Genomic DNA, 21,058 nt, shown 5'->3' with positions numbered 1-21,058 from the left:
CTGGGGAACAACCACAGCCCTTATCTGTTTTTATTTAGGGGTAAGATTATATCTAGCTTCGGCAGATAAAGTTTGCATATTTTGCACAGAACAGCGCTGTAATAGCTAAATTCTCACACGAATTATTTTTTTTTAGGACAGCGGCCCCTACGGAAATATACTGGGCCATACAGTCATCGATCTTGACTGCCCCTTCAACCCGGCATCTTTGCGCTTAATCAAACGGATATGATTTCTCCTTCTTTAGCCCCCTGTTACCCGCTTCATTCTGGTCTGGTAGAATCCGCGCCTAAATCGACCCCCGAGAGATCAACTCGATGCTGAATGCCGACGCTCTGAAACAACTTTCACAACTGAAAACAGATATTCGCTCCAGTAAGGAGTTTGCCGAGGGCCGGGTTCGCGGCAGCAACGGCAAATTTGGCTTTGTGGAGCTAGAAGATGGACGCGAGGCTTTTTTACCTCCCAATGAGATGGAACGGGTTTTCCCAGGTGATCGTGTCCGCGTCAGCCTCACGGAAGAGAAAAAAGGCAAGCTCAGCGCTGAGCTGGATACCCTGATCGAAAGCCAACTCGACTATCTGGTTGGGCAATATGTCCAACGAGGCCAGGGGCATTTTATCCAGCCCAGCCAGAACGGCTTGTCGCGCTGGATTTTCCTGCCTCCCAAGGCCCGCGGTAAAGCACAGCCGGGAGAGTTTATTGCCTGTAAAATCAATCGACACCCGTTCAAAGATGGCCGCGCCCAGGCAAAAGTGGAAACGGTCATTGGCAAGCCCGATATCCCCGGTATTGAGCATGCTTATGTAGTAGCGCAATTCAAATTGCCTGAGCAGTTTGGCCAGCCTGCGCAGGCCCAGGCGCAAGAAATCAGCGCTCAACTCGCCGAAGTGATCTCCGAGCGCCAGGATCTGTCTGAACTGGGCTTTGCCACAATCGATGCGGAAAGTACCCGCGATATGGACGACGCCCTCGCCGTCACCACTCGCAACGAAGGCTGGACCCTGCATATCGCCATCGCCGACCCCTCCAGTGTGATAGAAACCGGCAGCCCCCTGGACAAAGAAGCGTTCGAGCGCGCTCACAGCCAATACCTGCCCGGTGAAACCCTACCCATGCTGCCGCGTAATCTGTGTGAAAACCTGTTCTCCCTGGTACCCGGAGAACTGCGCCCGGCCCTGGTGGTTCATATTGATATCAACGGTGATGGCAGCCTGGGCGAGAGCCGCTATGAATTTGCTGCGATTCGCTCCCAGCACAAGCTGAGCTACATCCAAGTGAGCCAGTTCATTGAGGGCGACGAATCCGCCGTACCGGAAGAGCAAAAACAGAGCCTGCACAACCTGGCTGCCGTTTTTGAAGCTCGCTCTGCCTATCGCGCAAATCACTCCCTGGCGATGGAAGACCGCCCCGATTACGAGATTCACCTCGACGACAAGCGTAAGATCGCTCGTATCGAAAAGCAGGAGCGCAATATTGCTCAGCGCATGGTGGAAGAAGCCATGCTCGCCACAAATATCAGCATTGGCGGCAAACTGGCTGAGCTGCAACAGGGCTGCTTCTCGGTACACTTGGGTTTCCGCGAGGAGCGCATGGGTGAGGTACGCAGCCTACTCAAAGAGTTACTACCGGAGCATGCAGAGCAAGACCTCGGCGAATTGCCACATTACCTAGCCCTGGTTAAGTATCTGGAAAGCCATGACGATGCACAGATGCAAAACCTGTTGTCGGTTCTGAAGCGCATGCTGCGCCCGGGCCAACTCGACAACAAAGTGGGAGCGCACCTAGGTCTGGGCCTTGAAGCCTACGCCACTGCGACCTCCCCCATTCGCAAATATAACGACCTGCATAACCATCGGGTACTGCGTGCCGCCCAACAAGACGGCCCTGCTGCGGCGCTTAGTGACGAGCAGATCGAAGCCCTGCAGGACAGCCTGACCCGCGGCCGCCAGGCCAATCGTGCGCTCGAGCAATGGCTTTATGCCCAATTTATGCAGGACAAGGTTGGACAGGCGTTCAGCGGCAAGATCACCCTGGTCAATGGCGCCGGTCTCGGTGTGCGCCTGGACGAATTTGGCATCGATGGATTTGTTCGCCTAAATGGGGATAAAAAGAACCTGCCGAATTTTGACGGCAAGCACCTTACCCTTACCTACAACGAACAGAGCTACCAGCTGGAACAAACTATCAGCGTTAAAGTTTCCTCTGTAGATGTCGATAAACGCCGCATCTCCCTGGAGCTCTTACCTGAAACTTCAGCAAACGAAATAGCTATAGAGAAATAAGCCAAGTAGAACCCCAAAGAGCCCGGCACCCGCCGGGCTCTTTACTGTTATGCCCTAGCTGCGCCAATTTAAACGCAGAGCATAAAACCAACCCATAACAAAGCCCGAGGCCACCAATGAGCAATATTGCTGAGCTGAACCCTAAACCGCTATGGCAACACTTCGCCAAACTCTGTGAAATTCCCCGCCCATCCAAGCATGAAGACCGCGTTGTCGAACACATTGTGGAATTTGCCAAGAATCGCGGCTTAGAAGTTCAGCTCGACGAAATTGGCAATGTCATTATCAAGAAGCCGGCTACCCCCGGCATGGAAAACCACCAGACACTGGCACTGCAAAGCCATGTGGATATGGTGCCGCAGAAAAATGCCGATACTGATCACGATTTTCTGACGGACCCCATCAAACCCTATATCGATGGTGAGTGGGTAACCGCAGAAGGCACCACCCTGGGGGCCGATAACGGCATCGGTGTAGCTGCCATCCTCGCCCTGATGGAATCTACAGATATCCCGCACCCAGCCCTGGAAGCACTGCTGACTATTGATGAAGAAGCGGGTATGACCGGAGCGAAAAATCTTAAGCCAGGTTATTTCGAAGCAGACCTGCTGTTAAATCTCGATACCGAAGATGAGGGAGAACTCTACATCGGCTGTGCCGGTGGAGTGGACGTTAATGCCGCCTTACCCTACACCGCCGAGCCTCTGATGGCTGATGCTCAGGCTTTCAAACTCACTGTACGCGGTCTACGCGGTGGGCACTCCGGCCTGGACATTGACAAAGGTCGCGGTAACGCCAATAAAATTGCCAATCGTGTTATTGATACCGCTCAGCGAAGCATTCCCCAATTGCGCATTGCCAGTCTCGATGGTGGCAGCTTGCGCAATGCCATCCCTCGGGAATCTTTCAGCACTCTGGTTGTACCGAATAACGCACAGAAACAGTTACAGGAAGTTGTTGAGCAAGAGAGCGCGCAAATTGCACGCGAATTCGACAATGAAGCAGCGCTGGAGATTTGCTTGGAAGCAGCCGAAGCACCGAGCAGCGTTATGGATGAAGCGAGCCAGCTGAAATTAATCCGTGCTATTCGCGCCTGCCCCAACGGTGTAGAACGCATGAGCACCGCACTGGATGGTATTGCCGATACATCCAACAACTTGGCTCGTGTGGTAACTGTTGAAGAAAACGGCCAGCATCAAGTAAAGATGCAATGCCTGGTACGCAGCCTCTCCGACAGTGCCCGAGACCACCATGGACTCGACGTAGCCGCCATATTCGAGCTGACAGGTGCAAAAACCAAGCTGGGCAATGCCTATCCCGGCTGGACGCCAAACCCTGCATCACCACTTCTTGCCATGATGCGGGAAGTGTACAAGGAAATGACTGGAGAACATGCAGAAGTAAAAGTCATCCACGCCGGCCTGGAATGCGGTCTTTTAGCCAAGCCATACCCCAACTGGGACATGGTCTCATTCGGCCCCACTATCCGACGCGCCCACTCACCCGAAGAGCGAGTGCATATTCAGAGTGTGGCTAACTTCTGGGATTATTTTATTAAAGTTGTGCAGGCCATTCCTGCCCGTAGCTAGCTTAACGATCAACCTATAGAGCTATCTTTAGCAGTATCATCCTTTTTATTGCCTGCCCACTACAAATCATCTGAGTGGGCAGGCGACCCCCAACAAGTAAAAATCAAATCAGCAGTCTTCTTTCTCAATCTGATTTACTTTTTTGCTCTATCAATTAATAAAATATTTTTCATTTTCTAAAGGGTTCTCAGCGCCTTTATAAAAATTCTTACTCTAGAAACCACTATGGAACTTCCCTTGAATACCTTAGGTCAATAGAACCGCTTTAACACAACATGGAAGAACTATGAAAAGTGTGATTTTTGCCTGTATTCTTTTCCCATCCTTCGCATTCGCCTCTGCAAATCTGAATAACCACCTTAGCCTTGGTGTAGGTACACAATATGGAGGCCTTTTAGGTATCAAGTACTCAACCACCTATGGGTCCAACACTTTTTATATCGGAGGAGGGCTGGCCGACAACCTTGATGAAGAGTATGGAATAACCCTTGGATGGGAAAGAAGCTTGAACCCGAAACACTCCCTCGGCTTGCTTATAAGAACAAAAGAGCTAGATTGGGAACATTATATTTATGAAAATTCAAACCTTCTCAGCGCATCGCCGAACGATAAGTCATTATCTGAATTCAAATATAAAGGACGTTATGAAAGCTATATCGCAGGATCTTACACTTACTTCTTCAATAGATATGACGAGGCCAGCCTCTTAGGTGGTATCAGTTTGGGAAAATCCTACCTAAAAACTAATAAAGATGGCTCATTCAGAGATGGGACCGAGCTAAAACTACATTTCGGCTATCAATTCTAAACATTCACAGGGAACGATATTAATGAAAACTATCAGTCTAGCAATTTGCTCTCTTATGTTAACGGGCTGTGGGACTTTCACCACCCTCTCCAGCACAGACCGTGAAATTTCTGCAAATTTAAAACGGCAAAAATCCAACTGTGAATCCATCCCGAGAGTCTACAGCGGTCTTTCCTACAATATATGTAAAATGCATTCAGACAGTGAATCAATAAATGTCGACTTACTTCTCGGCGTGTATCTCGTAGACAGCCTCTTTTCCACCGCAACTGACACAATAGTGCTTCCATTTACCATGATTGAGCAGAGGAAGAACGGAAATATTTCAGTCTCCAGCAGTCAGTATTAGCAATGGTATTTAAGTAAAAACAGAGAATAAAAGCCGCTGGCAGTCCCATGAAGTATCAATAGCTGCCAGCCTCTTATAAATCAACAACATTTCCTATGACAGTTGAAAAACCCTATTGACCTCGACAACACAATGAGCTTAATAAGGTTAACTACTTCCCCCCGCTGAGGGATGCTGAGAAATCCAATGTTTGGCAATATCTGACCTTCTACAAATCCAAACTTTTTCATGATTTTGGATATAGTCAATAAATTGGAGTAAAGCCATTGCACGAGCGGGGTGGCCACTGATTCGGCCATGTAAACCAACCGTTAACATTTTCGCCTGACTCTCCCCTTCTAGCCAGAGAAGATCAAAAGCATCTTTTAAAATTTGAAAAAAATCTTCTGCCGAAGCGCAGCCATTTGGGAAAAGATATCGAACATCATTATTCACAAGACTATAGGGAATGATTAGCCTAGGCTTTGGGGTATAACTCCAGTATGGCAAGTCATCACTGTAGGAGTCAGAACTATAGAGGACCTGGGAAACTTCCCCTAGAAGTTTGCGGGTATTAGCACTAGTGCGACCGATATACCAACCAACTTCTCTCTCTCCAGTTAGTCTTTCAATGCATTTATGGGTTGCTCGTATATGCTCTCGCTCAACGGCTTCATCAATATGGCGATAATCTAACCAGCGATATCCATGCCCTGCTATTTCATGACCTGCGGCTACCAATGCCTGTGCCACACTTGGGTTTAATTCCAGTGCCAATCCACAGGCGAAGGCCGTTAGTGGGAGTTTGTTCGAGTTGAAGATATTGAGGATACGCCACACGCCAGCCCGGCTACCATACTCATACATACTCTCAACACTGAGGTCTCTTTCCCCTAAACGCGGCTCCCTACCAAAGAGTTCATGTAAGTAAGCTTCCGATTGGTCATCCCCGTTTAAAACACAAGATTCAGCGCCTTCCTCTATATTCAGTACAAATTGAACGGCTATCCTGGCCCCATTCGGCCATTTTGGATCCGGAGGCTGCCCTGCATAGCCTTCTAAGTCACGCTCAATCATCAACCCAGCTCAAAGGTTGTTACACCGAAAATACGCTCATGAGCAATATCGGGCTTAGAGCCTAGGTACATACGCGCACAACCAAATACCTCTTTCATATTATATTTTTTAACTAAAGCCATGGCTTCTTGATTATTTTCCGGCACGTCCAAAAATACAGCCCCTCCTGAAGAAAACTTTATCAATTTAATCAATAGCGCTTCAGCCAACTGACCGTTATTGGCAAATAAAGGGCCCACTTTACAACCTTCACCACAGCGGCGAATTACCCCATAACCTTTCAACGTTCCCGATTGCAATACCCCCAAAGCCTGAGCCCCTTCTTGATTCAGCCAAGTACGCAAGAATTTTTCCCTTCCTGCAGGGAAGCAGGTCATGTCATATTGAAGAAGCTGATCGAAAGGAATCTCTGCAAGAGGTAATATTTCAAAATTTCCACTACTATTTGAAGCCACTTTTAAAGGCACGGCCATACTAAAACGCAAGTTGCGATGAGAGAATTTAAAGCCGCCTTCCCCATAGAAATCCTGCATCTGGAATGCAGCATCCAGCCCCACTGAAGCTCCTGGGCTTAACCTTTCAAGCATTCGTTGACGACGGAAATACCAAAGTTTACGACCAAGCCCCAATCCTCGGTACTCTGGCTTCACAATAAAGAAGCCCATAAAGCCATATATTCCCTCATACGAGGTAATAGCACCACCACCTATCATTTTGTCCTGAACCAGTGCAGCGATAAATGCTTTAGAGTCCGTTTGCCAAAAAGTTTCAGCATCATGCAATCCTGGATTCCAGCCCTCTTGAGCTGCCCAATGTACCAAGACATCCACTTCAGGGCGCTGCATATTACGTATAGTCATTGTATCTTTCATATCCACCCCTATTTATAAAGAGACTGAGATCAACTCCATTTATAATCTAGTTAAATGTGACTTTTTAACTCCGATTAACTCTTTGGTGCAAGAAATTTAAAGGGAGTTGCTGGCTTAAGCTGCGAAGATATTTCACCACCAATATCACTCGGGGTATCCAGCTTCATAGATAAAACCTTCGCCCCACTTTTAAAATCTAAATTACTAAAATCCAACCAAACCACCGAAGGATTAATCACGGAGTCAAAGTAATATCGCATTCTCTTTTGATCTATCACTGAACGCCACAGGGTCGAGGCAATATTAGGTTTCCCTGGATCACTCATCCCCAGTGGCACACTCACAGCGCGTATTTGTGAGAAGACTGAGGCAACTGCCTTTCGATGATCTTTAAAATTTGGTGATGACTCAAGGGCAAAGCTAGCACGGACAAAACGATCTGCTGCAGTTATGGTACCTGGCAGAAAATTCTCACCACCAATTTGGCTCCAATAAGTATTAATCGCCAGTTGTTGGCTATATATCGGAGAATTGGTCATGACCTTATATTGTTTGCCATGATGGACCTGTAGTGCTCCATTGATATACTCGAATATCGCAGAATCCCCACTGGGATCGGAGATTGAAATATGCGCAGTAGCGGGCTTACCATCAGGCAAATCAGCTCCTATCACAGTAAATGGATCTGCCTCCATCGCTGTAACCACTTCTTCAACAGTTGCATAATTGTCCAGCATATATTGAAGCCAGGCTCCAACTGAAATTGTCGGTTTTCCACGCTTTTGAGGGTTCCCATATTCAGCCTCGGCCAGATAAAGTAGATTCCCAGCCAAGCCTGCCTCATTAAGGCCATCAGAAGTTGCCGCCTCATAAATACTTATTACTACCGAACCGTACTTCGAAGTCCAAGTTATCGACTGTTGACCGACACCTCCATTTCTCTGCATCCCTTTTGGGAACAACCAAAAGTCCATTGCAGCTGTGGTATCACTCCAGTCCATACTTCTCCCTGTAATATAAGAACCATCACCAGCCTCATAAAAAATTCTAGTGCAGGCACTGGCATTGCTTTGGCTCAACCCAACAAACAAGATCAGAGCTGTACCAAGTAAACCGCGAACAAATTTATTGTCCATCATCTTTTCCCTGATATACATGCCATTAATTTCCTTTTAAATTTTTAAAGCCACACCGATCAGCCACTAATCAACCCTACTTCAATAACGATCAAGCCATCTTTAATGGCCAAGTCTAGCTTTAGCTGCCAACATAAACGACAACATGTGGAAAGAGACGAAAGCGATTTAATTGAATATTTCCACTTAACCCTGATCTCATAAAAAGACGCTTAAATATTCATTATGAAGATCGTCCACAAGTATTAAAGCGATCCTGAATCTCACCATCTGATAACGTGAACAACAGCCGTTTGATACATCTAATTAGAATCCCTTGTGTTTAGGCACGACAGGAGTATTTCTGTCATATAATTCTACATTGTGATTTAATCAAATTCTGACTGCAGCAGTATTCAGTACAATAAAGCCAGTTAATATCAAGCCCTTCTATCAACATTCAATCAGCAAAGACGGGATTTTATGAACACTATAGGAAGATTGGTTATTCTTGTTCGTGACTACGAAGAAGCTATTACTTTTTACCGTGACAAACTTGGTTTCGAAGTATTTATTGATTCAGAGGCTCCGCCATTAAGATTCGTTCACCTTCGCCTACCCGAACAGAAAGACATGGGCATTTGGCTCTTACAAGCCTCCTCCAATAGTCAATTGGATCAGGTTGGCAGGCAGACGGCGGGTCAACCCTGTGCAGTTATATATACAGAGGATTTTGATAATGAATATAAGCGTCTAATAAATAATGGAGTAAAATTCACTAAGCCAAGAGCCTCAGATTCCAACGCCGAGTTTGCCCATTTTGAAGACCTGTATGGCAATGAGTTTATACTTGTCCAGCTGCAAACAGAAGTGGTTGATTAAACTGCTTTTTATACCAAACTTGCCACTGCTAGCACTCAACTACGGTGGCAGGGGTTCAATTTAAATCTCTCCGAACTCACTATCTGCGCCTCATTCATTCGTTAGTATAGAAGCCATACTATTGCAAAATTTACTGTTTACTTCTCTTTCTCTATCACATATAAATCGGGCAAGACTCGCTCTACATGTACCAAGTCCTATACTTTTATACCTCTTGATCTAACCCGAGCTAATTACAGGTCAAATTTTCAGCATCGGAGTATGCATAACCAGTCCAAAACTGGTGCGCCAAAGAATAAAAGGAAGTTTGTTTCTTAACATAATAACACTCAAAACATATTGGGCCCTTCAGGCCATTGAACTACGGGCACTAACTCAAAGAATGAAGCAGCCCAAGGCTCAACGCTATCATTTGGAAGTACCATGAAAAGAAACTTGATAATGCTGGTACCAGGACTTACCCGTGTCACCAGTACTGCACAATTGTCCGAGTTTACAGAGGGGCTTATTGCCGCGAGTGAACGTATACCACTCACCCCCATAGCGGCGCCCACTATTCCCCCGGGCGTTCAGCGTTTACGAGCTACCTCCGCAGGGCAGGAGATGGAACTAGACCTGGTTGAAGCTTATTGGAACGACCTGGTACCCAGTATTACCCAACAGACATTAAAAACTCGCCTCGCCAGGGGCTTTTCACTTATCTGGTTCTGGCTCGCTAATTTACATATTTGGAAAGGAGTACTGCGGCGCAAATACCTCACCTTTGGGCTAACCCTGTCAGCACTAGCCTTTATAGTTTGGTACCTAGGTACCATTATACTATTTGTTGAAGCTATTGAACCTGCCGCTGATAACCCATTCTTCCCTCTGGTAGAGGAATTGAAAAGATCTGTTGAATATATTGGTGGCTGGCGTATTTGGGCAGTGGCAACAGCGATTGTCGCTCTCATGCCCGTATCACTACTGGTTGATATCTCAGATTTTTGTAAGCGCTATCTAACCAATGAGCCCGCGGCCAGAGGTAAACCCGCTGTGCGCTTTGAGATTATCAGACGTGTGCGCGAGCAACTGCAAAGCAGCCTAGCCTTAGAAAACTATGAATCAGTTACAATAGTCGGGCATAGCTTTGGTAGCGTAGTTACTGTGGATCTCTTTGCAGACCTTCCCTCCTTTGGCACGCCAGTGCGAATTCTAACCATGGGCTCATTAATCGAAGTTCTGGGTAAACAGGCCCCATGGCTACAAAACGAAGTTCTAGAGTTATCCCAGCGCGATGATCTGATTGAATGGATTGATATCAAATCCCACTCCGACTGGTTTGCCAGCGGCTCAGCCGTACCTGAAGCTCATAATTGCTATGAGAGGGTAATCGGTTCTTATGGCACTTTTCCAGATAAAATCGCGGCTAAAGTACATTCCCGCTATTTCGACAATCAGGAAGCAGTCAGATTTCTATTGTCATATTTTGAACGGCAGGACTCAGCTAAAGTTTGTAAAAATGAAGTAGCCTTAGAACCAGCTTAATGAAAGTTGAGCGATAGTAGCCATCCAACTATCGCTTACTTGAAGTAACAATCAGAATATCCATAAACGTCAACAGCAAGGAGAGTACAGATGTTGTCCACCCCACCCAAGGTAGCATCCGCTCTGCTATACATAGTTCTGGCACTAGCCATCAGCAGTTGCTCCCAGCTAGCTCCAAGATATGATGCGGAACTCTATTCAGATCTCACTGAGGTAAATGCAGAACTCATGCAGTTCTTTTCCTCAGTTTCTCATGGTACAGATAAAGACTCCTATGCTAAAAGAGACCAAAACTACCATGCATTAATTGGCAGGATTGACGCCTTGGCGATGCAATCCAACACCCGGCCAATGCCCAATAAAGATACACTCAAGAAAATCAACAACTATTTTAGTTCTACAGGAGCAGATATCGTTTTCAATGAGCAGCCACCCAGTGTCAATTCACTAAAAAAAATCTCTAGCAGCCTTAATCGAATGCGCAAAGAAGACGAAGACAAGGGGCTTCGCTCTACCATTGTGGCGCTTTTCAAGAATGAAGTTGTAATCTCTATGGACCAGGCTTTAACTTACGAATCCTTCTTAAACCGCTGAGGACTTTGCCATGTCACTGGACGTAACCCAATTGATCTCAGATATTAAAGATGCAGCCTCTACCGTTATTGAGCATGACATCACAGAAATCCGTGGCTTCTCAGAGCGCCAGTTATCCGCTCTAGCCCTTCAGGCAAAATTGATTGCCAAAGCCATCGTGGAAAACGAAATTGGTGAGGACTTGAGAGATTACTTTCTTGATTCTATCGAGGATATGGCTTTGAATTTTGCCAGAACCCTCCGCGGCCTTCTTGCTGTAACCATAGAAAAAATCTGGAATGCCGTCGTGGGAGTAATTTGGACCGCATTGGAAGCCTGCACAGGTATTTCATTAAAAATCGCTTCCTGAGCATTCAGTAATTATGAAGCCCCACAAATGTCACGGACTGACTGTGGGGAATGCCATGATGTAATTGTTTTTATATTTCAAGCAGTTTTACGGAAATAACATTCTTCATTACCGACACACTGCTCCTCTAAATCAGCTTCAGATTCCGCGAACAATTCAAGTAGCCATCCGGGAAATATCGAAGCAATCCCTTGCTAAATATAAGTCAATCCGCTTACCTCTTTCTCTTCAAGGTTAACATCTATAAGCGCCCAGCGGCTTAAAAACACATTAGCAAACAGAGAATAATAATTGGCCTTGCTGAAATATGGGATTAAGGTTGGACTACTGGCGTGGTGTGGCCGGCTCAGATAAATCTGGCCAGCAGCCCTGCCCCCTACTTTTAAACGGTTAGGGGAGTTCTCCGATGACCCTACCCTTTAACAGAACCAGGTGTCTGCGACTGCACTCAAACTATTGCAGCTCAGCCACAAAGGCTTTCACAGAGAAAACGGCCCCGTTACGACCATCCTGCTGAAAGAACAATAACCTACAATCTCTGCAGGCATTGATGCTGAACATTCTATCCTGCCCCACCAAATTTTCGGACAAAAAACAACCAATTCGTCATTTGGAAACAGCTCACTAGCTGCCGCGCCCCAGTTTCCGCATAATTAACGTCCGCACACGCAACTGAACACCAAATGGCCTGATGTATGTGGTTTAAGAACCTTCGTATTTACCGCTTAACCAAAGAATTCTCTCTGGATGCCGAAAAACTAAACGAGCTACTGGAAGCCCAGGCATTTGTGCCTTGCGGTAGCCAGGACAGTGTCCGCTACGGTTGGGTCTCCCCCCTAGGCAGACACGGCAGTCAATTGGTACATGCCACCAATGGCTACCTGATGGTCTGCGCCAAGAAGCAAGAAAAAGTTCTACCAGCAGCCGTTATCAATGAGAAAGTAGAAGAAATGGCCCAGGCCATTTCAGAAAAAGAGGCCCGACAGGTGGGCCGCAAGGAACGTCAAAACCTCAAAGATGAGGTACTGCTGGAAATGCGCCCCAAGGCTTTTGCACGGTCCCGCTTGCACTTCGCCTATATCGCCCCGCAGGAGGGCTGGGTAGTGGTTGATGCTTCCTCTGCCTCCGCCGCTGAAGAGTTATTGGAAAATCTACGCGAAGCCATTAGCAGCCTCGCGGTAGTCCCTCTATCAGCCAAAAACCTGCCACAACAAACAATGACCCACTGGCTCACCGCTCCCGAGGCCCCCGCTCAATTTGATTTCGGACACGAATGCGAACTGCGCGACCCAAAGGACAGCGGCAGTGTGATCCGCTGCAAAAACCAAGACCTATGCGCCGAAGAAATTCACAACCACTTGGTTGCTGGCCTGCAGGTACACAAGTTGGGGCTGGTTTGGCGCGGCGGGGTCGATTTCCTGGTGGACGACCAACTCTCCGTGAAACGGGTAAAGTTCAGCGATGAGCTGCTGGAAAAGGCAGATAACACCGATGCCGAAAGTGCGGCGCAGCGCTTCGATGCAGATTTTGCAGTAATGGCACTGGAAATTTCAGCCCTAATCAAGGATCTACTCAATGCCTTTGGTGGCGTTAATACCGAATCTGCCAGCGTAGAGGAGATGGTCGCTAAAGCCTCCCACTCTGAAGCTGAAGAGCTGGCGCGAGAAGTAGAAGAAGTGGTCTTCTGATAGCCCTGTTTTACTGCAAAAGAAATGAATGGAGCAGTGAACAATAACCTGACCCTGAGCGGGACGAAAGCCCCGCCCAAGGTCAAAGTGTCGCTTTCTGAAGCTCAGATCTCCACGACTGGTCGGCCCGGCTCACCCCACAACACATGGTATTTGCGCTGCTCGGGCTGATCTACCCGTGAAAAGGTGTGCGCACCGAAGAAGTCCCGCTGCCCTTGCAGCAAGTTGGCTGGTAGGGACTCTGAACGGAAAGCGTCGTAATAGCTCAGAGCTGAAGACAGCGCCGGTACCGGAATGCCATTGAGAGTTGCACTCGCCACTGCCTGGCGCCAGTTAGCCTGGTGATCGGCGATCTGCTGGGTAAAGAAGTCATCTAATAACAAATTAGAGAGTTTGGAGTCTCGATCGTAGGCGTCACTAATCGATTGCAGGAATACCGCACGGATTATACAGCCGGCACGCCAGATTCTCGCAATTTCCGAGAAGTTCAGCTGCCAGCCCTGCTCCCGCGCAGCCAGTTTCATCAGGTCAAAACCTTGGGCGTAAACACAGATCTTGGCGCAGTAAAGGGCATCGTGCAGCTGCTGGATCACTTCCTCACGCTGCTCTGCCGCTACCTGGGTGAGAACTGGGCCCTTGAGTTTCTGCGCGGCGCGGGTGCGCAAAATTTTGCGAGTAGATAGGGAGCGGGCGTAAACCGCTTCGGCAATGCTCGGCGCAGGGCAGCCTACTTCAAGACTGCTGATAGCCGTCCAAAGGCCGGTCCCCTTCTGACCCGCACGATCCAAAATCACATCCACCAGCGGTTGTTCGGTAACAGAATCTAGGGTGGAAAGCACTTCAGCACTGATATTAATCAGGTAGCTGTTTAACGGGCCTCGATTCCACTCACGGAACACTTCGGCAATCTCCGCCGGTGACATCGCCAAGGCACTGCGCATCACATGGTAAGCCTCGCAGATCATTTGCATATCCGCGTACTCGATGCCGTTATGCACCATTTTTACATAGTGCCCAGAACCAATAGGGCCGATATAAGCCGCGCAGGGCTCACCCTCTTTCACCGGATTACCCGGCTCAAAGCGCTCTATAGGCTGGCCACTGGCCTTGTCCACTTTGGCCGAAATCGCGTGCCAAACGGGCTCGATACGGCTCCAGGCGTAGCGATCGCCACTGGGCATCAGAGACGGCCCAAATCGCGCACCAACCTCACCACCGGATACTGCCGTTGTAAAGAAGATCAGCTTACCTTCATAGCGCTTGGCACGCTCTACGGAGTCAGTCCAAAGGCTGTTACCCGTGTCCACAACAATATCATCAGCCTTGAGGCCAGCATCCAACAGTTTGCAACAAACATCATCTACTGGCGCCCCTGCAGGTACAGAAAGAATGATCAAGTGCGGCGCTTTGACCTTAGCCAACAACTCAGTGTATGAGTTACAGGTTTCCACGCGCGCAGGCCGATCACCACGTTCCTTTTTATCCTGTTCTAGCAGTGCATTGAGCCGGTTGTGATCCAAATCGAAGGCACAGACCCGATAGCCATTATCAGCCAAGTTCAAGATCAGGTTCTTACCCATCACACCAGCGCCAATAAAGCCAATGTCGCACTGTGAATCAGACATCAAATTCTCCGTCATAAGATAGGGGGGCTTTCAAGGGCGCGGAGTATAACAATATGAGTCCGGGGCAGGGAGAGCAAAAACCAAACAAAACCGTCCCCAGCCATAGTAAAAACGGCTTATGAAGTAGAAACTGGTACAGCTTAGCCCTTCGCCAAGGACTTCCTCAAATTAGCCGGTAACGTGATAGCTTTTATCCTTTAATGCCAAATACACGCTCTGTAAGCCCCACAAAAGCCTGCCCGAGTTAATTTAGATATTTAAAGTTTTACAAAAAGACCTATGCAAAATTACACGCTGTCCGTTGATGTTAATTCAATCCACAACAAGACATTTACTGGAAGCCTCATGCTTTTCATCGGGCTTCTAACTATTTAGATATTTTCAAATATATTTCCTTTAATTCCCAACTCAAGTGAAAATTAGACTAACGAAAGTCTATAAATAGTCGATATTTTCTTAACTGCTCAGAACTGGGAATACATCGACAGATTAAATCGACCCAATAGAAAAATTACAATCAATAAAACCTTTCCATAACCAGGAACCCAGCCACCGATAGTGATTTGTTATTAGCAGCCATAACACCCCACCAGGAAACACCTTATAAACAAACATGAAATAAGGATTAAAATAAAGTTGAGAAAACTGACAAACCAAAAGCTATATAAGCACTCTTAACTCGTTGAATTTAATGAGAGAACAATTCCTAAATTCCTATATCTTTGCACAACTCAAAACACATCAGAAATCTTAATAAAGATCCACAGAACAAAAATAATATAAATCTGCGAATGTCACTATCAACAATATAATACCTTTTTCTTATGTACGCCAACCTACCCCCACACGATTCATAAATAAAACCAACCTATTAATAGATTGAGTTTGAGGATAGAAAATACGCCCCACAAATAAATCTGCGTCTATTTGGGCTAGACATCCCCCCAACGGTCGTCCCAACTCGTCTTTATAAATGGAAGGGGTTGGAACTGGGTCGGCTCCTATTATTGAGGTCAACTAAGTTTCATCACTTTCCAGCGATGATGAACGCTTCAAAAGGTAGCGCATATAAATTGACCAAGCATCAAGTAATGTGCCTGCATTAATAATTAACAGAAATATTAGGAACACCATTATTATGAAAAAGATCCTTACCGCTGCTTCTATCTGTTTGGCCTCTTTTGGGGTAGCCGGGCTGGCGAATGCAGAAACCTGGTCTCCCCCAGGTGCAATCGCCCTAGCGAGTGATGGTAACCTCGAAGTAGAGAAAGGTATCCTGCTTCAATGTAAACTTTCTGGAAGTGTCGACTCTACAGGAGCAGATGCCTCAGTTGGAAGCCTGGCCCTCTCGGGAGGTTTCCTTAACATTTGCGGCACTATTTCTTTTAGCGGGCTACCATATGCCCTTGTAGGACATGCAAACAATACTGTAACCCTAAAAAATGTAAACGTAGCAGCTGTATCAGGTAATTGCGCGGGAGATTTGAATGGAAGTTTCGACCAGTCAACAGGCAAAATTACCTTTAATGATGCCCAAATACCTAGTACTGGATCAGGATCTCCCTGTGTTATAAATGGCGTTGTATCTACCAATCCACAATCATCATTCACTGTACCCTAGATAGCCCCTATAATTTAGACGCACGGGGTACTATCAGCAATCATGATGGTGCCCCTTATACAATTAATTGACTTATAACAAAACACCCACCTAACCTAACCACCCTCAACTCACCCATCACCAGCCAAAGAACCTAAGCTTTAGCAATCGGCTAAAAATTCATAAAGAAATATTCAAAAAACTGGCAAATTATCAAATAGCAAGTTTACATTTAAAAACGCACCTCAATCTGTCAGAAGAACCTATCCAACAGATCAAGGTGTTCTTAAAGAGGTAATTAACATTTAAATCTGTCAATCAACCATAATCGCAGAGTTTAAAACCCTTTACTTATACTGAACCCAACAATACGAGGCTCTAAAGTAAATACATTTGTGGTGAGACCTGAATCATCACTATTAGTAAACATGTCTGTGATCGGTGCATCATCAAATATATTCTTCACATAGAGCTGCATATACAATTCTGAGTTAGGATGACTCAAACTGACTGAAGCATTGAGGTTACTCCAGGCCTTTAAACGGTCATACTCTGTATTGTAAACCCTTGCGTAACTCTCTGATTGACGATAATAGTCAGTTCGCAAAGTTAGGTCCCAATCTTCGATAGGAATTGTATGCTCCACTCCCAAATTTACTGTGAACCGTGGGGCATTTGGCAGTTCATTGCCACTTAAATCGGCGGCAAAGCCTCTCGCTCCATTCGGTGCATCAGTGAGCGGGTTATAGGGGTCGATATTTAGCCACTCATGGAAATACTGGCTAGACTCTATTTCCGGTGTGAAAGAACCCCATCTACCCGTAGTATCACATAAAGCCCAAAGCATTAATGGGTATGGTATTGCAAATGTCGCCTCCACTACATCTTTCGGCGCAACACAGTTAGAAGGAACTTGAAGACTTGGACGAACCACTAACCAATCCTCATGTCCTTGAGTACGGTTCATTACATCAATAGACTCTTCACCATCTGCAATACGGGTCTTTAGGTAACCCATATTCATATCTAGCCGAGTGTTATCTGTAAGCTGCCATGCTAGTTCCAGCTCAATCCCCATACTCTCTGCATCAAAGTTTTCGTTTAACGAAATACGGTCAACAATTTGGGAAACTTGATAGTCGCTATAGTCATAGTAAAAAGCATTAGCGTTGAGAGTTAAGCTGCCATCAAGTAAAACATTCTTTGTTCCAATTTCAATTGCATTAACAAATTCAGGCTTAAAAGTTTCATCTAAAGGTTGGTATTGCACAACGTTGGGATCAATATCTGCGCGAGGGGGATTGGTGCCGCCCCCTTTGTAACCGTGGGCAAAGGAGAGATAAAGCATAGTTTCATCGGTAAAGGGCGTATCTGTACGCCAGTCTAGTACAGCGCGTCCAGTGTACTCCTTCCAGCTTTGAGTAACGGCATCACCCTCCGGATACCCTTTATAAACCAGCCCTCCAGAGGCAGGGCCAGGAACGATCTCACCGGTATCATTATCAGTTTCTGTTCCCAGTAATAACTGACTGGGCACCGGTGTGGAACGCTTGCGATCATTCGTGTAGCGTAGACCAGTGGTAAGCTTTACATCATTATTAATTTGCCAGTAGGTTTCACCAAAAATAGCCCAGGATCGTGTTTCCACTAGATTTCGACTGAGGAAATAATTATGACCTTCCTCATCAATATTCTCTAATGAGTTGTAATCCACATACATACAATCTTGAAAACCCTCAATGTTCTGAGGGTCCGTACAATTCTCTGTACCCAAACCAGCCTCAGGATCATCAACGCCATTATATACATGCTCGGCAATCAGGGAGAACATATTATTAAATACAAAATAATCATCCTGAGTTTTAAAATCTAGATAATTAGCTCCCACAACAAAATTCCAAGGGCCATCAAAGGATGTTTGCAATCTGAATTCTTGACTCCACTGTTTGTTATCAGATCGGCTGATATCCACTGCCAAGACGCCATCCGAAGGACCTAACTGTGGATCGGTATAGATCCCACCGGGCGTAGGGCCTGGATCCAATCCATATTCAGTAGAATCACTAAAAATCGAGTCTGACACATACCGGTTGTAATCCTGGGAAGAGTAATAGTCGTCCTTGGCATAAGTCGACTGGGAATAAAATGTAAGAGTATCACTCATTTCCCATGCAAAATTTAACTGTACCAAGTCATTCTCAGCACGAAACACAGGATCAAAACTGGTAGCAATTTCACGCAAATCCCTGGACTGCTCAGCATTGGCATAAGGATTTGGAAGAAATTCCTTCATTACCGGATAATAGCCTTGAAGAAGTGCTTGCGGAGCAACAACAAATGCAAGCCCCTTAGCATTGGTTGTACCATATGCTTCATCACTATAGATTGAGCCGGGTAAACAACCTTGACTAAAAAAACCTGTGAAATTTTCTGGTACTTCAACATCTCCAATCATTGAAACGCCTGGATCTGTCGTACAGAGCTGCTTCCCTGTTCGTGAACGCTTATCATCCTCCTCAAAATGCTGCCAAATTAGATTGGCGCTAAATGTTTCTGATGGCTCCCACTCAAAAATTGCCCGAGTGGAATAAAGATCACGATCATTAACGTCATTGTCTGTATAGGTATTAGTATCAAATCCATCGCGCTTGGTCATAGCACCGGAGAGACGTAACCCCATGGTCTCCCCAATGGGTAAATTAAACATACCGCTAGTACGCTTCGAATTATAACTACCTATCTCCGCTTTAATTTCAGAGGAAAATTCATCCTCTGGCATAACCGGCAACATATTAACCACACCAGCTGTGGCATTACGACCATACAATGTGCCTTGTGGTCCGCGTAGCACTTCCACCCGCTCAACATCAAAAAACTCCTGCTCAAACAACCTGTTACGAATCAATGGAGCATTATTAAAACTCACTGCCACTGCAGGATCTGTGGCGGCAGAAACTGCCTTGGTGCCAACGCCGCGAATGGAAAAGTTATAGGTACTAAAATTTGATTTGGAGAAATTTACATTCGGTATCGCCCGTAGTAGTTCCTCACCACGTTCGATCTTCAAGGCATCCATGCTATCCCCAGAGAGTGCCGAAACTGCAATAGGAACATCTTGGATACTCTCCTCAATTTTCTGGGCCGTTACCGTCACTTCCTCGATCGGCTGTTTGGAGCGGCTACTTCTTTCCGTATCCTGTTCCTCCTGGGCTAGGGCCGCAGTGGAAACGGTAGACATCACCAGACAGGCTATTGCAGCGCTGTACCAGGGCGTTGTTTGATTGAGCGGATTGGTGGCACGAATCGCTTGTGCAATCAAATTTTTTTGCTTACGCAGGCTCATCATCATTCTGATTCTCTCTATTATATTTTCTCTGTTTTTCTGTCAGCCAAACACCACCTTATCTCAGGCCTAACTAGGTTTAAGACGCATTTACAGCACAGTCGGGGGGATCTAACCCCAGATTTTTCAGATCCACATTTACTAAATATTCGCCCCCAGAAATCAAGGAGATTAAATAAAACAACAATTAACACAACCAAACAATAGCGGTGACCAAAAGTTACAAAATCCGTCTTCTCAGCGTTACACTCACTAAAAAGGGCAACTTATTTCAAGCAGGAAGCTCTCACCTTTCATAAATAAAAAAGACTAGCCTCCAAAAGGTCTTTTCGAGTGTAGTTCAAGTAAGTGCAAGCGGATTTACAATTGGGGATAAATATAGCTTTTTAGAAAATCTTTAAATCTGCAAAAACCATCTGAAGATGAAGGAGACCATAAAAGTAGAGAAGTTTTCTATTTGAGAGGCAAACATCAATATGCTTAGGTGAATAGGCGTAAATTCAAGTACTAGATTCTAAAATTTGCACAGATAGACTTAACCTGTAATTTAAAACACTTGTACTTAACCAATCTTTAATTGGATGATAGCCTGATTAAATATCCGAGAAAAACAGGTTATGAAACCTCCTCCACTGCCCGCCTAACCCTAATTAATGCGCGCTGGATAAGTTCCTTTACAGATTCCTTGGAGATCCCCATACGCTCGGCAATATCCTGGTAAGTCAATCCCTCAAAACGGTGAAATTTAAATGCCGCCCCTGCACGTGGTGGCAGCCCCAGAATTGCTTTTAAGACGCACCGACAATCCTGCATACCTATTACTGTACGCTCCGGTGTAATAACATCGGGAATTTCATAATCAAGGGAAAGTGACTCATGGAAGGCTCGACATCGAGACTTGTGGTACCGACTGTGACTAACCAACAGATTTTTAGCTACCGTATAGATATAGTTTCTTGGATTTTCTATCTCTATATCGGACTGATTAAGGTGCCAGTGTAATTGAGCAAAAACCTCTTGCACTAAGTCATCAACATCAGCTGAAGCTACCCGAGAAGAAAAGTATCGTTTTAATCCTGGGCGATACTTATCCACCCAAGCTGAAATATCTTTTTGATAAAAATTATCCATAGTGAAACACACATGTGATTCAAATGATATTTAGTGCTCCCCAGACACAGAAAAGATTAGACAAACAACCAATGCAAAATCCACGAAATCCAGAAATTTATTCTTGTTATTTATCTGTAACAACTCCCCCCTAAAAATCAGGCCAAGCAAAACATAAAAACTACTTGGTCACAGCGAAAGAAGATTAAAAACAACCACGTTAAGGAGAGTTAACAGAATAACCTCACAAAATTTTTTGATAAATGCTT

Annotated in this window: 16 protein-coding genes; 10 read left to right on the top strand and 6 right to left on the bottom strand. The window is 45.8% G+C overall.

Features of this window, described 5'->3' with window-relative positions:
- Positions 1-317 precede the first annotated feature (317 nt).
- The 4 genes from ACJJI0_RS00895 to ACJJI0_RS00880 all read left to right on the top strand — a co-directional run bounded on the left by ACJJI0_RS00895 (position 318) and on the right by ACJJI0_RS00880 (position 5,031).
- Positions 318-2,285, top strand: a complete 1,968-nt coding sequence (locus tag ACJJI0_RS00895; RefSeq protein ID WP_444884266.1) for a VacB/RNase II family 3'-5' exoribonuclease — start codon at positions 318-320, stop codon at positions 2,283-2,285.
- A 116-nt stretch (positions 2,286-2,401) separates the two neighbouring features.
- A complete protein-coding gene (locus tag ACJJI0_RS00890; protein ID WP_444884265.1) occupies positions 2,402-3,874 on the top strand; it encodes an aminoacyl-histidine dipeptidase in 1,473 nt (490 codons plus the stop codon).
- Positions 3,875-4,160: 286 nt separating this feature from the next.
- Positions 4,161-4,682, top strand: coding sequence for a hypothetical protein (locus tag ACJJI0_RS00885; RefSeq protein ID WP_444884264.1), 522 nt, complete (start codon positions 4,161-4,163; stop codon positions 4,680-4,682).
- A gap of 22 nt (positions 4,683-4,704) precedes the next feature.
- Positions 4,705-5,031, top strand: coding sequence for a YceK/YidQ family lipoprotein (locus tag ACJJI0_RS00880; protein WP_444884263.1), 327 nt, complete (start codon positions 4,705-4,707; stop codon positions 5,029-5,031).
- Positions 5,032-5,178: 147 nt separating this feature from the next.
- On the opposite strand, the gene ACJJI0_RS00875 is transcribed toward ACJJI0_RS00880, so the two are convergent.
- The 3 genes from ACJJI0_RS00875 to ACJJI0_RS00865 all read right to left on the bottom strand — a co-directional run bounded on the left by ACJJI0_RS00875 (position 5,179) and on the right by ACJJI0_RS00865 (position 8,095).
- Positions 5,179-6,087, bottom strand: a complete 909-nt coding sequence (locus ACJJI0_RS00875; RefSeq protein WP_444884262.1) for a polysaccharide deacetylase family protein — start codon at positions 6,085-6,087, stop codon at positions 5,179-5,181.
- Positions 6,087-6,959, bottom strand: coding sequence for a GNAT family N-acetyltransferase (locus ACJJI0_RS00870; RefSeq protein ID WP_444884261.1), 873 nt, complete (start codon positions 6,957-6,959; stop codon positions 6,087-6,089). The genes ACJJI0_RS00875 and ACJJI0_RS00870 overlap by 1 nt, the downstream gene beginning before the upstream one ends.
- A 74-nt stretch (positions 6,960-7,033) precedes the next feature.
- Positions 7,034-8,095, bottom strand: coding sequence for a bile salt hydrolase (locus ACJJI0_RS00865; protein WP_444884260.1), 1,062 nt, complete (start codon positions 8,093-8,095; stop codon positions 7,034-7,036).
- Between the two features lie 462 nt (positions 8,096-8,557).
- Here ACJJI0_RS00865 and ACJJI0_RS00860 point away from each other — a divergent pair, with 462 nt between their 5' ends.
- The 5 genes from ACJJI0_RS00860 (at position 8,558) to rdgC (ending at position 13,111) form a co-directional block, all read left to right on the top strand.
- Positions 8,558-8,956 (top strand): VOC family protein, encoded by a 399-nt coding sequence (locus ACJJI0_RS00860; RefSeq protein WP_252082467.1) that lies wholly within the window; start codon positions 8,558-8,560, stop codon positions 8,954-8,956.
- A gap of 423 nt (positions 8,957-9,379) precedes the next feature.
- On the top strand, positions 9,380-10,480 hold the full coding sequence (locus ACJJI0_RS00855) for an alpha/beta hydrolase family protein (protein WP_444884259.1): 1,101 nt from the start codon (positions 9,380-9,382) through the stop codon (positions 10,478-10,480).
- A gap of 90 nt (positions 10,481-10,570) precedes the next feature.
- The gene (locus ACJJI0_RS00850) at positions 10,571-11,074 is read left to right on the top strand and encodes a hypothetical protein (RefSeq protein ID WP_444884258.1); all 504 of its coding nucleotides are present in this window, start codon (positions 10,571-10,573) and stop codon (positions 11,072-11,074) included.
- Between the two features lie 10 nt (positions 11,075-11,084).
- Positions 11,085-11,423: a hypothetical protein gene (locus ACJJI0_RS00845; RefSeq protein WP_444884257.1), complete on the top strand. Its 339-nt coding sequence runs from the start codon at positions 11,085-11,087 to the stop codon at positions 11,421-11,423.
- A 695-nt stretch (positions 11,424-12,118) separates the two neighbouring features.
- On the top strand, positions 12,119-13,111 hold the full coding sequence (gene rdgC, locus ACJJI0_RS00840; protein ID WP_444884256.1) for a recombination-associated protein RdgC: 993 nt from the start codon (positions 12,119-12,121) through the stop codon (positions 13,109-13,111).
- 104 nt (positions 13,112-13,215) lie between these two features.
- On the opposite strand, the gene gnd is transcribed toward rdgC, so the two are convergent.
- The gene (gene gnd / locus ACJJI0_RS00835) at positions 13,216-14,736 is read right to left on the bottom strand and encodes an NADP-dependent phosphogluconate dehydrogenase (protein ID WP_252082477.1); all 1,521 of its coding nucleotides are present in this window, start codon (positions 14,734-14,736) and stop codon (positions 13,216-13,218) included.
- A gap of 1,138 nt (positions 14,737-15,874) precedes the next feature.
- Between gnd and ACJJI0_RS00830 the strand changes: the two genes are divergently transcribed.
- Positions 15,875-16,357, top strand: coding sequence for a PraA/PraB family alkane oxidation protein activator (locus ACJJI0_RS00830; protein ID WP_444884255.1), 483 nt, complete (start codon positions 15,875-15,877; stop codon positions 16,355-16,357).
- 316 nt (positions 16,358-16,673) lie between these two features.
- Here ACJJI0_RS00830 and ACJJI0_RS00825 read toward each other — a convergent pair whose 3' ends face one another.
- Positions 16,674-19,685: a TonB-dependent receptor gene (locus ACJJI0_RS00825; RefSeq protein WP_444884254.1), complete on the bottom strand. Its 3,012-nt coding sequence runs from the start codon at positions 19,683-19,685 to the stop codon at positions 16,674-16,676.
- 609 nt (positions 19,686-20,294) lie between these two features.
- Positions 20,295-20,810, bottom strand: a complete 516-nt coding sequence (locus tag ACJJI0_RS00820; protein WP_252082484.1) for an RNA polymerase sigma factor — start codon at positions 20,808-20,810, stop codon at positions 20,295-20,297.
- Positions 20,811-21,058: the final 248 nt, after the last annotated feature.

It is taken from the genome of Microbulbifer mixtoriginis (SeqCode), assembly GCF_052466695.1.
Note: the sequence above shows the minus strand (reverse complement) of the source record. Positions and strands in the feature narration are given on the sequence as shown.

Bases quoted from the DNA above. Each gene is read 5' to 3' on its own strand.
- ACJJI0_RS00895 (WP_444884266.1), top strand. From the start codon at position 318: ATGCTGAATGCCGACGCTCTGAAACAACTTTCACAACTGAAAACAGAT.
- ACJJI0_RS00890 (WP_444884265.1), top strand. From the start codon at position 2,402: ATGAGCAATATTGCTGAGCTGAACCCTAAACCGCTATGGCAACACTTC.
- ACJJI0_RS00885 (WP_444884264.1), top strand. From the start codon at position 4,161: ATGAAAAGTGTGATTTTTGCCTGTATTCTTTTCCCATCCTTCGCATTC.
- ACJJI0_RS00880 (WP_444884263.1), top strand. From the start codon at position 4,705: ATGAAAACTATCAGTCTAGCAATTTGCTCTCTTATGTTAACGGGCTGT.
- ACJJI0_RS00875 (WP_444884262.1), bottom strand. From the start codon at position 6,087: ATGATTGAGCGTGACTTAGAAGGCTATGCAGGGCAGCCTCCGGATCCA.
- ACJJI0_RS00870 (WP_444884261.1), bottom strand. From the start codon at position 6,959: ATGAAAGATACAATGACTATACGTAATATGCAGCGCCCTGAAGTGGAT.
- ACJJI0_RS00865 (WP_444884260.1), bottom strand. From the start codon at position 8,095: ATGGACAATAAATTTGTTCGCGGTTTACTTGGTACAGCTCTGATCTTG.
- ACJJI0_RS00860 (WP_252082467.1), top strand. From the start codon at position 8,558: ATGAACACTATAGGAAGATTGGTTATTCTTGTTCGTGACTACGAAGAA.
- ACJJI0_RS00855 (WP_444884259.1), top strand. From the start codon at position 9,380: ATGAAAAGAAACTTGATAATGCTGGTACCAGGACTTACCCGTGTCACC.
- ACJJI0_RS00850 (WP_444884258.1), top strand. From the start codon at position 10,571: ATGTTGTCCACCCCACCCAAGGTAGCATCCGCTCTGCTATACATAGTT.
- ACJJI0_RS00845 (WP_444884257.1), top strand. From the start codon at position 11,085: ATGTCACTGGACGTAACCCAATTGATCTCAGATATTAAAGATGCAGCC.
- rdgC (WP_444884256.1), top strand. From the start codon at position 12,119: ATGTGGTTTAAGAACCTTCGTATTTACCGCTTAACCAAAGAATTCTCT.
- gnd (WP_252082477.1), bottom strand. From the start codon at position 14,736: ATGTCTGATTCACAGTGCGACATTGGCTTTATTGGCGCTGGTGTGATG.
- ACJJI0_RS00830 (WP_444884255.1), top strand. From the start codon at position 15,875: ATGAAAAAGATCCTTACCGCTGCTTCTATCTGTTTGGCCTCTTTTGGG.
- ACJJI0_RS00825 (WP_444884254.1), bottom strand. From the start codon at position 19,685: ATGATGATGAGCCTGCGTAAGCAAAAAAATTTGATTGCACAAGCGATT.
- ACJJI0_RS00820 (WP_252082484.1), bottom strand. From the start codon at position 20,810: ATGGATAATTTTTATCAAAAAGATATTTCAGCTTGGGTGGATAAGTAT.